General features: G+C 71.4%; 12 protein-coding genes and 3 pseudogenes. 8 read left to right on the top strand and 7 right to left on the bottom strand.

Annotation, left to right across the window (positions count from 1 at the left end):
• Positions 1 to 6: 6 nt before the first annotated feature.
• A pseudogene (locus ACIGQF_RS08940) lies at positions 7 to 585 on the bottom strand (GyrI-like domain-containing protein).
• A gap of 224 nt (positions 586 to 809) precedes the next feature.
• Here ACIGQF_RS08940 and ACIGQF_RS08945 point away from each other — a divergent pair.
• The gene (locus ACIGQF_RS08945) at positions 810 to 1,379 is read left to right on the top strand and encodes a TetR/AcrR family transcriptional regulator (RefSeq protein WP_399707304.1); all 570 of its coding nucleotides are present in this window, start codon (positions 810 to 812) and stop codon (positions 1,377 to 1,379) included.
• Between the two features lie 134 nt (positions 1,380 to 1,513).
• Positions 1,514 to 2,752, top strand: coding sequence for a GDSL-type esterase/lipase family protein (locus tag ACIGQF_RS08950; RefSeq protein WP_399707306.1), 1,239 nt, complete (start codon positions 1,514 to 1,516; stop codon positions 2,750 to 2,752).
• A 3-nt stretch (positions 2,753 to 2,755) separates the two neighbouring features.
• Here the strand turns inward: ACIGQF_RS08950 and ACIGQF_RS08955 are convergent, their stop codons facing one another.
• Positions 2,756 to 3,271: a DUF402 domain-containing protein gene (locus ACIGQF_RS08955; protein ID WP_399707308.1), complete on the bottom strand. Its 516-nt coding sequence runs from the start codon at positions 3,269 to 3,271 to the stop codon at positions 2,756 to 2,758.
• A gap of 184 nt (positions 3,272 to 3,455) precedes the next feature.
• Between ACIGQF_RS08955 and ACIGQF_RS08960 the strand changes: the two genes are divergently transcribed.
• Positions 3,456 to 4,979, top strand: coding sequence for an SDR family oxidoreductase (locus ACIGQF_RS08960; RefSeq protein WP_399707310.1), 1,524 nt, complete (start codon positions 3,456 to 3,458; stop codon positions 4,977 to 4,979).
• 449 nt (positions 4,980 to 5,428) lie between these two features.
• Here the strand turns inward: ACIGQF_RS08960 and ACIGQF_RS08965 are convergent, their stop codons facing one another.
• Positions 5,429 to 5,791, bottom strand: coding sequence for a MerR family transcriptional regulator (locus ACIGQF_RS08965; protein WP_399707312.1), 363 nt, complete (start codon positions 5,789 to 5,791; stop codon positions 5,429 to 5,431).
• A 91-nt stretch (positions 5,792 to 5,882) separates the two neighbouring features.
• Between ACIGQF_RS08965 and ACIGQF_RS08970 the strand changes: the two genes are divergently transcribed.
• On the top strand, positions 5,883 to 6,719 hold the full coding sequence (locus ACIGQF_RS08970) for an alpha/beta fold hydrolase (RefSeq protein ID WP_399707314.1): 837 nt from the start codon (positions 5,883 to 5,885) through the stop codon (positions 6,717 to 6,719).
• A gap of 33 nt (positions 6,720 to 6,752) precedes the next feature.
• Here the strand turns inward: ACIGQF_RS08970 and ACIGQF_RS08975 are convergent, their stop codons facing one another.
• A complete protein-coding gene (locus tag ACIGQF_RS08975; protein ID WP_399707316.1) occupies positions 6,753 to 7,217 on the bottom strand; it encodes a VOC family protein in 465 nt (154 codons plus the stop codon).
• 148 nt (positions 7,218 to 7,365) lie between these two features.
• Here ACIGQF_RS08975 and ACIGQF_RS08980 point away from each other — a divergent pair, with 148 nt between their 5' ends.
• From ACIGQF_RS08980 to ACIGQF_RS08990, 3 genes are all read left to right on the top strand, one after another.
• Positions 7,366 to 8,874, top strand: coding sequence for a hypothetical protein (locus ACIGQF_RS08980; RefSeq protein ID WP_399707318.1), 1,509 nt, complete (start codon positions 7,366 to 7,368; stop codon positions 8,872 to 8,874).
• A gap of 72 nt (positions 8,875 to 8,946) precedes the next feature.
• Entirely contained in the window at positions 8,947 to 9,504 is a 558-nt protein-coding gene (locus ACIGQF_RS08985) for a GNAT family N-acetyltransferase (protein WP_399707320.1), read from the top strand.
• Between the two features lie 381 nt (positions 9,505 to 9,885).
• Positions 9,886 to 10,758, top strand: coding sequence for a prephenate dehydrogenase (locus ACIGQF_RS08990; protein WP_399707322.1), 873 nt, complete (start codon positions 9,886 to 9,888; stop codon positions 10,756 to 10,758).
• 71 nt (positions 10,759 to 10,829) lie between these two features.
• On the opposite strand, the gene ACIGQF_RS08995 is transcribed toward ACIGQF_RS08990, so the two are convergent.
• Positions 10,830 to 12,386: an APC family permease gene (locus ACIGQF_RS08995; RefSeq protein WP_399707638.1), complete on the bottom strand. Its 1,557-nt coding sequence runs from the start codon at positions 12,384 to 12,386 to the stop codon at positions 10,830 to 10,832.
• Between the two features lie 233 nt (positions 12,387 to 12,619).
• Here ACIGQF_RS08995 and ACIGQF_RS09000 point away from each other — a divergent pair.
• A pseudogene (locus ACIGQF_RS09000) lies at positions 12,620 to 12,787 on the top strand (VOC family protein); the annotation flags it as partial.
• Here ACIGQF_RS09000 and ACIGQF_RS09005 read toward each other — a convergent pair.
• Complete coding sequence (locus tag ACIGQF_RS09005) at positions 12,769 to 13,128, bottom strand: hypothetical protein (RefSeq protein WP_399707324.1); 360 nt, start codon at positions 13,126 to 13,128, stop codon at positions 12,769 to 12,771. The pseudogene ACIGQF_RS09000 and the gene ACIGQF_RS09005 overlap by 19 nt on opposite strands.
• 37 nt (positions 13,129 to 13,165) lie before the next feature.
• Positions 13,166 to 13,852: pseudogene (locus ACIGQF_RS09010) on the bottom strand (hypothetical protein); the annotation flags it as partial.
• Positions 13,853 to 13,957 lie beyond the last annotated feature (105 nt).

Raw genomic sequence — 13,957 nt, forward strand, 5'->3', positions numbered from 1 at the left:
GTTCGCTCAGACCGCGGTGCGTTCCACGGGTATCCACAACTCCGCGTCCGCGTGGGCCGCATCCTGTGACAGCCGGGTACGCAGGACCTCGGGGCTCGGCCTGCTGCGGTACGGGTTGGACGGGAACCACTGCGTGAACACATCGCGCCACAGGTACTGGAGTGCCTGCGGGAACGGCCCGGAGCTCTCGAAGACGGCCCACGTGCCGGCCGGGACCGTGAGTGCGTCCAGGCCCTCCGGCACGGCGCGGCGCCGGTCACCACACCGTGCATGGCCCGGAACGCCCGCGCGAACGCCTCGCCCGAGCCGTAGCCGTACCGCATCGCGATCTCCAGCAGGGTCCGCTCGCCCGCGAGCACCTCGGCGCCCGCGACGGTGAGCCGTCTGCGCCTGATGTACTCCGACAGCGAGATGCCTGCCAGAGCCGAGAACATCCGGCGATGGGGGTCCCCCTGCTCTCGCTCAGTCGAGAGCAGGGGGGCGCTACTCCGACGTCATTGCGATGCGGGCCAGCTCGGTCACCTCGATCTGCTGGTCGAGATGCGACTCGATGTGTTCCAGTGCCTCGTTCAGCCGCTCCAGCACTGCGGTCTTCTTCCCTTGCGTCCCTCACGTCAGGAAGACCGCATCCTGCCGCACCCGACATCTCATGCCCGGTCCGGTCGGGTGCGGCGGCCCGTCCGGACCGATGCCCCGCCTCCAGGGTCGAGACGGTCAGCGCGGCGCCGCCCCGATCCTGAGGCGCTTAGCGATTTGCCTAATACCCTTAGGCAACTGCATAATCGATGACGACGGAGGAGAGGATTACCATGGTGCGGGTCGGACTGACCGCGGAGCGGCTTGCGCGGGCAGGTGCGGAGCTGGCCGATGAGGTCGGTTTTGAGCAGGTGACCGTCTCGGCGCTCGCCAGGCGGTTCGACGTCAAGGTCGCGAGTCTGTACTCGCATGTGAAGAGCTCCCAGGACCTCAAGACCAGGATCGCGCTGCTCGCCCTGGAAGAGCTCGCCGACCGGGCCGCCGACGCCCTGGCCGGGCGGGCGGGAAAGGACGCGCTGACCGCCCTGGCGAACGTCTACCGCGACTACGCCCGCGAGCACCCCGGCCGCTACGCCGCGGCCCAGCTCAGGCTCGACCCGGCGGACGCCGCCGCAAGCGCGGGCGTCCGGCACGCGCAGATGACGCGGGCGATCCTGCGCGGTTACGACCTGACGGAGCCCGATCAGACGCACGCGGTCCGGCTGCTGGGCAGTGTCTTCCACGGCTACGTCAGCCTGGAGCTGGGCGGCGGGTTCGATCACAGCGCACCCGACACGCAGGAGACCTGGACCCGGATCCTGGACGCGCTCGACGCCACTCTGCGGCACTGGCCCACGGCCTGACCAGCGCGTACGCCACCACACCCGCGCATAGAGGTCCACCGCTCACGCACGTCGAGAGTCACCGAACACGCACGTCGGGGGCCACCACGCATCCACGTCGAGGGCCACCACTCACGCACACCGAGGTTGAGGTCATGCACACCGAGGACAACTGGTTCAGTACGCCCGTCACCGGGGACTTGCTGCGCGGCGCCGTAGAGGTGGAGCACACCGAACACGGCGTGCTGCCGCACCGGCTGCCGGCCTGGGCCCGCGCCCAGAACTCCGACGGCCAGCTGGCCATGGCCGAGGCCCAGCCCTCCGGCGTACGACTGGTCTTCCGTACCCGGGCCACCGTCATCGAACTGGACACACTGCCCACCAAGCGCGTCTACGTGGGCGTGCCGCCCCGCCCGGACGGCGTGTACGAGCTGCTCATGGACGGCAGCCCGGCCGGCGCGGGCAGTGTGGCGGGCGGCTCCACCCTGACCATCGACATGACGGCCGGAACCTTCGAGCACAGCCCCGGAAAGCCCGGCACCGTCCGCTTCGCCGAGCTGCCCGACCGTGCCAAGGACATCGAGATCTGGCTGCCGCACAACGAGTCCGCCGAACTCATCACGCTGCGCACCGACGCGCCCGTCGAGCCCGCTCCGGACCGGGGCCGCAGGGTGTGGCTGCACCACGGCAGCTCGATCAGCCACGGCTCCGACGCCGCCGGCCCCACCAGCACATGGCCGGCGCTCGCCGCCCGCCTCGGCGGCGTAGAGCTGATCAACCTGGGGCTGGGCGGCAGCGCCCTGCTCGACCCGTTCACCGCGCGTACGCTGCGGGACACCGCCGCCGACCTGATCAGCGTCAAGCTCGGCATCAACCTGGTCAACGCCGATCTGATGCGGCTGCGTGCCTTCGGGCCGGCGGTGCACGGCTTCCTCGACACCATCCGGGAAGGCCACCCCACCACGCCACTGCTGGTCGTGTCGCCGATCCTGTGCCCGACCCACGAGGACACGCCCGGTCCCAGCGTCCCGGACTTCAGCAGGATCAGCACGGGCCGCCTTCTGTTCCGGGCCGGGGGCGATCCTGAGGAGCGGTCGGCCGGCAAGCTGACGCTCAATGTGATCCGGGACGAGCTGGCCCGCATCGTGAAGCAGCGGGCGGCCGACGACCCGAACCTGTACTACCTCGACGGCCGTGAGCTCTACGGCGAGGCGGACTTCGCCGAACTGCCGCTGCCCGACCAGCTTCACCCCGACGCCGCCACCCACCGGCGCATCGGCGAACGCTTCAGCGAGCTGGCCTTCGCCCCCGATGGCGCGTTCGCGCCCGGTGACGTCCGCACATCCGGTGGCGTCCGCACATCCGGTGACATCGACACGGACCGCGGCGCCTGACCGTCATCGAGGCAAGTCGCCGTCCAGCGTACGGAAGTGGCCCGCGCGGGCGAGTGCCTCCAGTCGGTCCAGTGAGCGGCGGGCCTCGGCCGCGGCCTCCGGATCGCGTTCCCCGATGCCGCTCGCCGCGAACTCGTCCTCGTCCAGCCGCAGTACGGTCGTTCCGTCCGCCGACAGCCACAGGTCGAGGTCCAGGTCCTCGACCACGATGCCGTCCGGCCCGACGGCCGCGGGCCGGGTGACGTCGCAGTACCAGCCCTTCACCGTGCCGTCGGCGCTCCGCACCTCCTTGACGGCGTACCAGCGGTCGCGCCAGTAGTGCTCGGTGAACACGTCACCCGGCTCGAAGCGTACGAACCCGAAATCGCGGACCCCGTCCCCCGCCCAGGGCGCGCGCACGACGACATGGGTGCCGTCGTCGCTCAGCACCGCCGCCGGGTAGCGCACCTTGGTCCGCTCCCCCTTCACCAGTCCTACCAGTACCTCGCCACCCACCGGCAGCGTTCCGTCGCTCACCATGTTCCCGCCCATACATCCCCCGCCGCTGCGTTCCCCGCCCTGGTTTTCCGTGCCCATGGTTCCTCGCGGCGGCAAAACTCGCCACCGCCACGCGCGGGATCGCCGAAACGCACGCCTTCGCCCCGCCGCGGCCATAATCGGGCGGGGGACCCAGACGGCGGGCGGACGTGGAAGGGAGTCGGCCGTGCAGACGGGCGCACCGCAGGACACCGGCGCATTGCACTGCCTGGTGACCGGGGCCACCGGGTACATCGGCGGGCGGCTGGTCCCCGAACTGCTGAAGGCCGGCCACCGGGTGCGGTGCCTGGCCCGCACTCCGGGGAAGCTGCGTGACCATCCGTGGGCGGACTCCGCCGAGGTGGTCAAGGGCGATGTCACCGACGCCGACTCGGTCGCTGCGGCGATGGACGGTATCGACGTCGCCTACTACCTCGTGCATTCGCTCGGCACCGGATCCGAGTTCGAGGAGAAGGACCGCCGCGCGGCGGAGATCTTCGCGGAGCAGGCCCGTGCCGCGGGCGTACGGCGCATCGTCTACCTGGGCGGTCTGACCCCGCGCGACGTCCCGGAACAGGAGCTGTCCCGGCACCTGCGCTCCCGGGCCCAGGTAGGACACATCTTCCTCGACGCGTCGGTGCCCGCCACGGTGCTGCGTGCTGCGGTGATCATCGGGTCCGGCTCCGCGTCCTTCGAGATGCTGCGCTACCTGACCGAGCGGCTGCCGGTCATGGTCACACCGAGCTGGGTGCGTACCCGCATCCAGCCGATCGGCGTCCGGGACGTGCTGCGCTACCTGGTGGGTTCGGCCCGGATGCCGGCCGAGGTGAACCGTGCGTTCGACATCGGCGGCCCGGACGTCGTGACGTACCGCGAGATGATGAGCCGGTACGCCACCGTCGCCGGGCTGCGCCGACGGCTGATCATGCCCGTACCGATGCTCACCCCGCGGCTGTCCAGCCTGTGGGTGGGCGTGGTGACCCCGGTACCCACCTCCCTCGCGCGCCCGCTCACCGAGTCGCTGCGCCACGAGGTGGTGTGCCGCGAGCACGACATCGCCCAGTACGTCCCCGACCGCACCGGGCAGCCGCTGCCGTCACCACTCCCGTTCGACGAATCGCTGGCGCTGGCGCTGCGGCGAGTGCGGGAGGCTGATGTCGTCACGCGCTGGTCGTCGGCCTCGGTGCCCGGTGCGCCGAGCGATCCGCTGCCCACCGACCCCGACTGGGCCGGCGGCAGCCTGTACGAGGACGAACGGCAGCTGACCGTGGACGCTCCGCCAGAAGCTCTGTGGCGGGTGATCGAGGGCATCGGCGGTGACAACGGCTGGTACTCCTTCCCGCTCGCCTGGGCGGTACGCGGCTGGCTGGACCGTTCCGTCGGCGGTGTCGGGCTGCGCCGTGGGCGCCGGGACGCCGAACGGCTGCGGATCGGTGACTCGCTCGATTTCTGGCGGGTGGAGGAGATCGAACCCGGCCACCTGCTGCGGCTCCGCGCCGAGATGCGCCTGCCGGGACTGGCCTGGCTGGAGATGTACGCCGAGCGCGACGGCTACGGCCGGACCCGTTACCGGCAGCGCGCCCTGTTCCATCCGCGCGGACTGTTCGGGCATGCCTACTGGTGGAGCGTGGCGCCCTTCCACTCCGTTGTCTTCGGCGGGATGGCGCGCAACATCACCCGGGCCGCCGCCAAGGGCATGAGCGCACACTAGGCGTGCATGCCGGTCAGTTGCGGTTGAGTACGCGTGACACGCCCGCCACGACGGCGGTGGTCAGCAGCCAGCCGACCGCGCTCAGCGCGTAGGCGAGGAACTGCTGGGGGCCCGTCGTGCGCGTGCGTCGTGGTCGTGCCCGAGCGACTGGTACACGGCGGCCAGCTGCTGGTACGGCTGCGGCCGGTATCCGTCGGGGTCGCGTGCGATGAGAGGGGGGCGCGCCCCGGCCGACAGCTGCGGCCGCAGGGACCGGTACTCCAGCCGTCGAGGTGGAGGGGCATGTGATGTCCTCAGCGATCGACCAGGCATCGCCGGCTCCCTCCCGAGTACTCACAAGGCCGGTCGTTCCGGCCCTGGTCAGGACGGTAGAAGCTGCCGCTGCGGCAACTTCGAGCCCCTGTGGCGAGTCTGCGGCAGCCGCGTCACGCAACCGGCTCGCCGGCTTGTCACCGCACCGGCTCGACGGCCGTGCCGAGGATCGTGTCGAGCATGGTGCGCGACTCCTGGAGGGCCCGGATCTCGCGGGTGATGCGGTCGCGTTCGTCGTTCAACTGGCCGATGAGGGCCGGGCAGGTGGGGACGAGGCGGTCGTCGTGATCGGTGACGCAGGGCAGCACCTGGGCGATGACCGACGTGGTCAATCCGGCGGCGAGCAGACAGCGGATGCGCCGCACCGTCTCCACGTCCGTCTCGGCGTACTCCCGGTATCCGCTGGGGAGTCTCTGCGGCGCCAGCAGCCCCTGCTGCTCGTAGTAGCGGAGGAGGCGTTCGTGTACGCCGGTACGCCGCACCATCTCCTGCATCCTCATCCCGGAGATCGTCCTCTCGTCACAACGGCCCGGCTTTGTGTGCGGCAGAGACTTGACTCTGACACCGGTGTCGGAGTTTAACGTCCTGCACATGACTTCTGACGCCCTGCGCGCAACTTCTGACCTGGCCGTTCTCGGCCGTGAATCCGATCTCGACGTGTATGTGCAGGGCACCGGCCCCGCCCTGCTCCTCGCCCATGGCGCGGGCGGCGGCATCGTCGAGAACTTCGGCCCGGTGCTCGACGACCTCGCGCGCGATCACAGCATCGTCGGCCCGCACTACCCCGGGTCCGGTGGCTCCCCCGTCGCGACCGGGCCGCTGGACCTGGACGTGCTCGTCGACCAGTTGGTGGCGGCCGCGGTCTCACGCGGACACGAGACGTTCGCCGTGCTCGGCGAGTCGTTGGGCACCACGGTGGCGGTGCGTGCGGCAACCCGTCATCCGCACCGTGTCACCGGCCTCGTCCTTACCGCCGGTTTTCCCGTCGCGGATCCGGTACTGGCCTTCGGGGCCCAGCTGGTACGGACACTGGGCGCCGCCGGCGACCGGGACGCCGTCGCCCGGTTCGCGTTCCTGGCCTGCGCTTCGGAGAGTCAGCTCAACGCGCTCTCCACCCAGGAGATCGACGCGGCTGTCGCCCAGGTGCGGGACGGCATGCCGCCCGGGTTGCCGGACCACTTCGACCTGGTGAGCCGCGTGGACGTACGGGCCGACCTGGCACGCATTCAGGTACCCGCCCTCGTGGTCGCACCGCTCGCGGACCGGCTGGTGCTGCCCGACAGCTCACGGCGGCTGGCCGCCGGCATCCCCGGCGCCACGCTCCTGGAACTCCCGGGCGCGGGCCACATCCTGGACGCCGACAACCGAGCGACGTGGCTCCACCACACGCGGGAGCTGCTCGCCACGGTCCACTCCCCCACGATGTGACGGTGAGGGCGCGGTGCGGGGCGAGGCGCGCGGCTACGCGGCGCAGAACTCGTTGCCTTCCGGGTCGCGCATGACCCACCAGTGTCCCGCGGGCCCCATGTCCACCTCGCGGACGCGGCTCGCGCCCAGGCCCTCCAGCCGTACCACCAGCTCTTCGAGGCCGTTGGAAGCGCCCGGGACGGCCGTGTGGACGTCGACGTGCAGCCGGTTCTTTCCCGCCTTGCCCTCGGGCACGTCCTGGAAGAGCAGCCGGCGCCCGTGCCCGACACCGCTCTTCTCGTCGAACGGGTCGTCGGGGTGACGGATCCCGGCATAGCCACGGAAAATCCTGTGGCCGCGGTGCTCGGCGACAGCCTCCGTACCGAGCAGGCCCCCGGCCAGCAGCTCATCGATCAAGGGGCTGGGGTCCTCCACCTCGTACTGCAGCGCCGCGGCCCAGAAATCCGCCAGGACGGGTGCGTTCCCGCTGTCGATGACCAACGTCCAGTTCAGTGCCATACGCCCAGTTATATGCGGTACGTGGCCACGGCCGCACGCCGACGAGGCTGACGTACTGTCAGTCACACACGGCTCGACGGACGTACCCTCTGGCCGCTCGCTCGGCCCGCACTGGAGTCCCTGCGGCGGGGATGTGAGGGTACGGGGTATGAAAACTCGTACTGCTGTGCGGTCTTTGGTGCTCTGCGCCGCCTGTGTCGTGCTCGCGCCGCTCACCGGGTGCGGCAGTGGTTCCGCGGACCGCCGGCCCGCCGCGTCCGACGGTGGCGGCACCGCCGCCGGGGTGCCCACCGCGCCCGCCGCGAGCCGGGCACCGGCAGCGGGCAAGGGCTCGAAGGACCCCGACGACCTCAACGGTGACGGTCATCGGGACCTGGTCGTCCCCGTGTCCCTCACCGCCGGCCCCGGGCGCACCCGGTCCGAGGAACGGATCGGTGTGGTCTACGGCTCGGCCGACGGACTCGACCCCACGACCCGCACCGTGTACGGGCGCCACGACCTCGGACTGCCCGAGCAGGAGGTGGGTACGGCCGGACCCGACAGCATCCCGGCCGAGGAGGTGGTCACCGCCGACCTGGACGGTGACGGCTTCTCCGACGTCGTCACCGACGTCGACGGCGCGCGCGTGACGGACGGGCACGTGTCAGCGCCGCGCAGTGTTCCGTACGTGGCCTGGGGCGGCCCCGGCGGGCCCGCGGGGAAGTCCCCGGCCACCCCACTGCGGCTCCCGGCCGGTGCGTCGAAGCTCGGCGTGAACTCCCTCGTACGCGGCGACTTCGACGGGGACGGGCATCACGACCTCGCGGCACTCGCGGCGAACCAGTCCTCCGTCGTGCTGCTGTACGGTCCGTTCACCCGCTCCGGCGTGCCCGCGCGCACCGGCACCCGGCTGCCGTGGGCGGACGGCGACCTCGTCGCGGACGACATCGACCCCACCGGCAAGCCGCGCGCGACCTCCCTGCTGCTCCACACCATCAGCGACGGCGAGCAGTCCGAGAACATCCTGTATCCGGCCCGCCGAGGCACCGGCCCTTCGCCCGACGGGCGAACGCTGCGTCGCGGCAACGCCCATGCGTTCGGTGACTTCGACGGCGACGGGCAGCGCGACGTGGCGGTCGGGGACGACGGCAGCCGCAACGACGAACCCGGTTCCGAGACCGAGGCTCCGGAGGTCGACGGATCGCTCGCCGTGTACCCCGGCACGGGCGGCGCTCCGGTCACCCACCGGCTGCCCACCGCGCCCGAAGGCGCCGTCACCGATTACGGGCCCGGTGGCTTCGTGGCCGCCGATCCGGACGGTGACGGCCGTGACGGCGTCCTCGTCGCCACCTACGAGGGCGCCACACTGATCGACGGGGACCGGCGCATCCCCGTACGGCGGGAGGGCCCCGCCCGCTCCGGCGGCAAGAAGACACCCGCCGAGCGGCGGCACGCCAGGCCCGCCGGCGCCGCCGACTTCGACGGCGACGGCAAGGACGAGCTGATCCTGCACTGGGCCGCCCATCCGCTCTTCGGCCTCTACGGAGAACACCCCACCCACTGGTGGATCACTCGCGGCACCACCACCGACAACCAGACGGCGTTCGCCACGGTCCAGTGCTTCGGCCAGGGCATCGACGCGAAGGTATCCGACCGGCGCGACTGCGCGAAGAGCTGAGTGGTGTGGAGGTGGTCCGGTGGTTGGCGTGCGAGGATTCGGGGAGCGCCGGTGGTCAGGGTGGAGGGTGAGATGTTCGCGATTTCTCTGGGGGACGGGGCCGAGCTGGGGCCGCTGGAACCGTGGCAGGCCGCGGAGTTCCTCGCGCACATGGACCGCGGGCGCGAGTACATCGGCCGGCACATCGGTCTCCCCGACGTCACGGCCGACCTCGACTCCGCCCGGCGCTGGCTCCAGTCCTATGCCGACAAGGCCGCGGCCGACGCGGGCCGGCTGTACGGCATCCGGCTCGACGGGCTGCTCGTCGGCGGTGTGCTCTTCCGGGTCTTCGATGCGGAGGCGGGCACCTGCGAGGCCGGTTGCTGGCTGGAGCCGGACGCCGCCGGGCGCGGCCTGGTCACTCGCGCGGTGCGCGTCCTCATTGACTGGGCGGTTCACGAACGAGGGATGCACCGCGTCGAGTGGCACGCGTCAGCGGCGAACACACCGAGCATCAACGTGGCCAAGCGGCTCGGCATGAGCCGTGACGGAGTGCTGCGCGAGAACCACCCCTACCGGGGAGTCCGGCAGGACACCGAGGTGTGGTCGGTGCTGGCGCCCGAGTGGCGTGCCGCGACAAACAGCCACTGAAGGACGCTTTTCTGCCGTCCTTGTGCGCTGCCGAGATGCCGTGCGAGCGGCCTCGACGTCCGTTCTTCCAGGCCTTTTGAGCGTTGCTGCCGCCCCTGTTCACGGTGGGCTTCCGGCGGACCGTACATGTGTTGTGCTGGGGCCGCGTCCGCGGCGGAGCCGTTGGCATCGCACACTTTTCCGCGCGTTGCGGTAGCCCGGTCCCGCGTTCCCCAATTTGGGGCGGATGCGCATCGACTGTGCCCACGGAGGTGCATTGATGCGTACTCTCTCGGGAACCCGACAACGTCACAGCGGCACACAACACCACGACAGCCCCGTAGGCTGCTCGCAGCACCATCGCGAAATAGCCATGGTGGCCGGAAACAGAAAGGCAACATCATGACTTCAACCGTCAGCACGCCGGGCAGCATCCAAGACACAACGGCTCTGCTGGAGTCCGAACTCCCCCGCCTCGAGGCCCAGCAGCAGACCCTGGAGCAGGAACTCGCCGCCGTCACCACGCGGTTGGACTCGGTGCGTACCGCGCTGCAGGCCCTTCAGTCCCTGTCGGCCAACGGTGGCGCGCCGGCCGCGACCGCCGCCACGGTGCCCGCCCCGGCCGCGGCCCCGAAGGCGGAGACCGAAGCGCCCGCGGAGCCGGCGAACACCACGCCTGCGAGCACCGCACCGGAGAAGGCGGCCGCCGCGCCGGCGAAGGAGGAGAAGGCCGCGGCCCCGGCCCCCACCGTGCCCAAGGCCCGTAAGGCGCCCGCCGGCACCGGCCGGAAGAAGGCGGCGAAGGCCCCGGCCGCCGCGCAGGGCCGCAAGCGCAGCACGGCCGGCAAGGCCGCCGCGGCGCAGACCGTGAAGGCCGCCAAGTCCTCGACCACCGCCAAGGCCGGCACCACCGCCAAGGCGGCCAAGGCCACCAAGTCCGTGAAGGACACGAAGGACGCCAAGGCCCAGGACACCACGGCGAAGGACGCGAAGGCGAAGGACGCCGCCGCCAAGCCCGCCGCCAAGCCCGCCGCCGCGGCGAAGAAGGCGACGGCCTCGGCCGGTTCCGCCAAGGACGGTCTGACCGAGCAGGTCGTCAGCGCCCTCACCGAGAGCGGTGCGACCCCCGTGCGTGCCCGGGACATCGCTCAGGCCGTGGGTCGCGCCGACTCTCCGGCCGGCGTCAACGCCGTACGCAGCACCCTGGACCGGCTGGTCGCCACCTCCCGCGCCCAGCGTGCCGGGCGCGGCCTCTACCGGGCGTCCGCCGGCTGAGAGCGGTCGCTCCCCCGCCCCGTCGCCTCAGGGCGAGCCGAGCCGGCCACTCGCACGCCGGGCCGCGCCGGTCACTCGGCCTCGGGGCGGGAGGCCGCCCGTTGGCGGACGCCCGAGCGGACGGCCCAGAAGAACACCGCCGTGGCCATCACGGCGACGGCGAGTGAGTCGTACGGGGCGGGGAGCAGAGCGGAGCCCTCGAAGGTGCCGAGCCCGGAGAGCACCGTGAGGGCGACGAGGTAGGCCACCAGCCACGCGCCGGCACGCAGTTCGGCGGTGAGCGGGCGGTGGCGCGGGCCGGCGTCGGCGCTCTCCCCCACTCCCGGGCGGCGCATGGCCAGGAAGATCAGCAGGCCGCCCAGCACCAGTGGCAGTGCCAGGCGGAGGTCGTCCCAGCCCGACCAGTAGACGAACTCACTGGCCACCACGAAGCTGAGCGGTGCGATCCAGCGCAGTCCGGGGACCCAGCCGGCGGTGCGGCCGCCGGGTTCGGCGCGGAAGACGGCGACGGCCACCGCGGACGCGGCGTAGATCAGCAGATACATGTCGCCCATCACACTGACAATGTCCTGCCAGCCGCCGAACGGCAGCAGGAACACCATGATGACGACCAGGTTGACCACCAGGGCGCGGCGCGGGACGCCGAACCGCTCGTTGACCTTCATGAAGTACCGCGGAATCGTGCCGTTCTTCGCCAGTGCGTAGGTGTGCCGCGCGTTGAGCGCCACGCCCACGTACGCCGAGCCGCCGGGCGAGATCACCGCGTCCGCGTAGAGCAGGCTGGACAGCCAGTGCAGGTTGAGGACCAGCGCGAGCTGGCCGAACGGTGAGTCGAAGGAGACGCCCTGCCAGCCGTTGCCGAGCAGGTGCTCGGGGACGGTGAAGAGAAAGGCCACCTGGAGGGCCAGGTACATCAGCAAGGCGAGGCCGATGCTGGTGAGCACCGCTGCCGGGATGGTGCGGCGGGGGTTGCGGGTCTCGCCGGAGAAGTCCAGTGGGGCCTGGAAGCCGTTGACGGAGTAGACGATGCCGCCGCCGGCCAGTGCGGTCAGGCAGGCGACATAGCCGTACGGTGCGAAGCCGCCGTGGTCGGTGAGGCGGCCGGAGTGCCAGCCCGAGGCGACCAGTGCGAGCACGGTGAGAATCGGTACGACGATCTTGAACACCGAGACGAGGTTGTTGAGGCGCGCGAACAGCCGGACGGCGAACCAGTTCCCCGCCGTCAGCAGGATGCTGAGCGCGGCGGCGAGGGCCACACCGGAGAGGGTGAGGGTGTGGCCGTTGTAGATGCCCGGGAGGTAGTGGGCGGCGTACTGCATGATCGCGCTGATCTCGGCGGCGGTGGCGCCGACGGACAGCAGGACGGACCAGCCGACGAGGGTGCCGACGAGGCGTCCACTGGCGAACAGCGGCCAGCGGACGGTTCCGCCGCCCTCCGGCCGGGTCGCGCCGAGCTCGATCATCACCATCGCGACCAGGCCGCACAGCAGTCCGGCCCCCACCCACGACAGCAGCGCAGCGGGGCCGGCCGTCTGCGCGGCGTACATCGCGGCGAACAGCCAGCCGGAGCCGACGATGTTGGAGAATCCGATGCCGGTCAGCCCCCAGAACCCCAGGTCGCGGCGCAAGCGGCGCTCCTCGGCCTGGACCCCCTGCGGTCCGGCCGTCACGGCCCCGCCGCCCCCGTCTGCCGGCACTTGATGCCCCGTCACGACACTCTCCTCCTTGATCCGCACTGCTCGCTCGCCGGACCCTACTCGACGGACACGGGAGCGGAAGACTTCATTCCGCCGAGTCCACGCCGCGGCCGGACGAGGCACGGAGCACAGAGGAGGCGCGGCAGGTGCGTGACGGGTCACGGCAGGAAGCAGAGGTCGAACGGCTCGTCGCGCTGGGGGCGAGCCGGGTGGACTGGGATCAGTACCCGCCTGCCCCCGACTTCGTCGTCCTCGCGGACCCGGACGGCAACGCCTTCTGCGTCGTCGACCTGAGCAAGGCACCGAGTGGCAGTCACCTGCCGGACGAGTAGCCGGCCCGGGCCGCGAACTGCAGGGTGAGCGCTCCGGCCAGCGACGCGGCCGACAGTGTGGCGGAGGTGAAGAACGCTACGGTGACCCACCCGGCGTTGGCCCCGGTGACCGTCCCGTTGCCGGCCACGCACGTCTTCTCCGGCGGGAAACTCTGCGTGTGCAGGTCGGCGCAGTAGTTCTGCAGGTCCTCGTTCACCACGTTCGCGTTGAACCAGCAGAGGGCCCAGGTGAGGAGGAAGAGCGCGGACGCGACGGCGAACGCGCCCCACGGCCACTTGGGAGGAGCGGAACGCGCCGACCGGCCGGGCTGTCCCGCCTGCAACGAGTGGGTGTTCGACATGACCGGGGAGCGTAGCGCCACGACACGCTCCGCGTACTCAGTACGGCAATGCAGCGCGCCCGGCCGCGTGGGCTGCCGCCGCGGCCAGTGCGCGGATGAGGGGGTGCGGGCGGGTGCCGTCACCGGCGAGTTCGGGCTGGAAGAGGGTGCCGAGGAAGAAGAGGTGGTCGGGAAGCTCCGCGATCCGCACTTGGTTCCGCCTGTCCTCCGGCCCGCCTCCTGCGCCGGCCGCCTCCACACCCTCGCCGGTACCGCCCGCGTCCACACCGCTGAAACGCATCCCGTGGGCACGCAGCACATCGAGACGGTCAGGGCTGGGGCCGTACGCGCAGCGGTACCGCTCGACCGTCCGCCCGGCGCCCAGCACGCGCTCCGCCAGCGAACCGGCCGCCACCTCGACCGCGCCTTCGTGGCCGCGCAGGGAACAGCCCAGCGGAACGATCAGCGGGTCGCCGGTCCCCGGGTGGTTCTCGGCGTGGCCCACGCCGGTGAGCCCGCAGACGTTGCGCGCGAATTCCAGCAGGGCGTGCTGGAAGCCACCACAGGTTCCGAGGAACGGGATGCCGTGCTCACGTGCGGTGCGTACCGCCGCGACCGCGCCCGCTTCGCTGTGGTACGGGCTGCCCGGCACCAGCCACACGGCGTCGAACCCGGTGAGGGAACCGGCAGGTTCGGCGTCCGGAGTGGGTATCCAGTACGCATCGAGGACGAGCCCGTGGCGCTGCTCCTCGCCTTCCTAGGCGTGCTGCCGGTGAACGCCGTCCTCAGCATGCGCGCGGGACACGATCCGCGGTGACCGGGCTCCGGGGCGGCGGGAAGCCGGTCACCG

The sequence above is a fragment of the Streptomyces sp. NPDC053560 genome (genome assembly GCF_044544605.1).
Classification (GTDB): Bacteria; Actinomycetota; Actinomycetes; order Streptomycetales; family Streptomycetaceae; genus Streptomyces.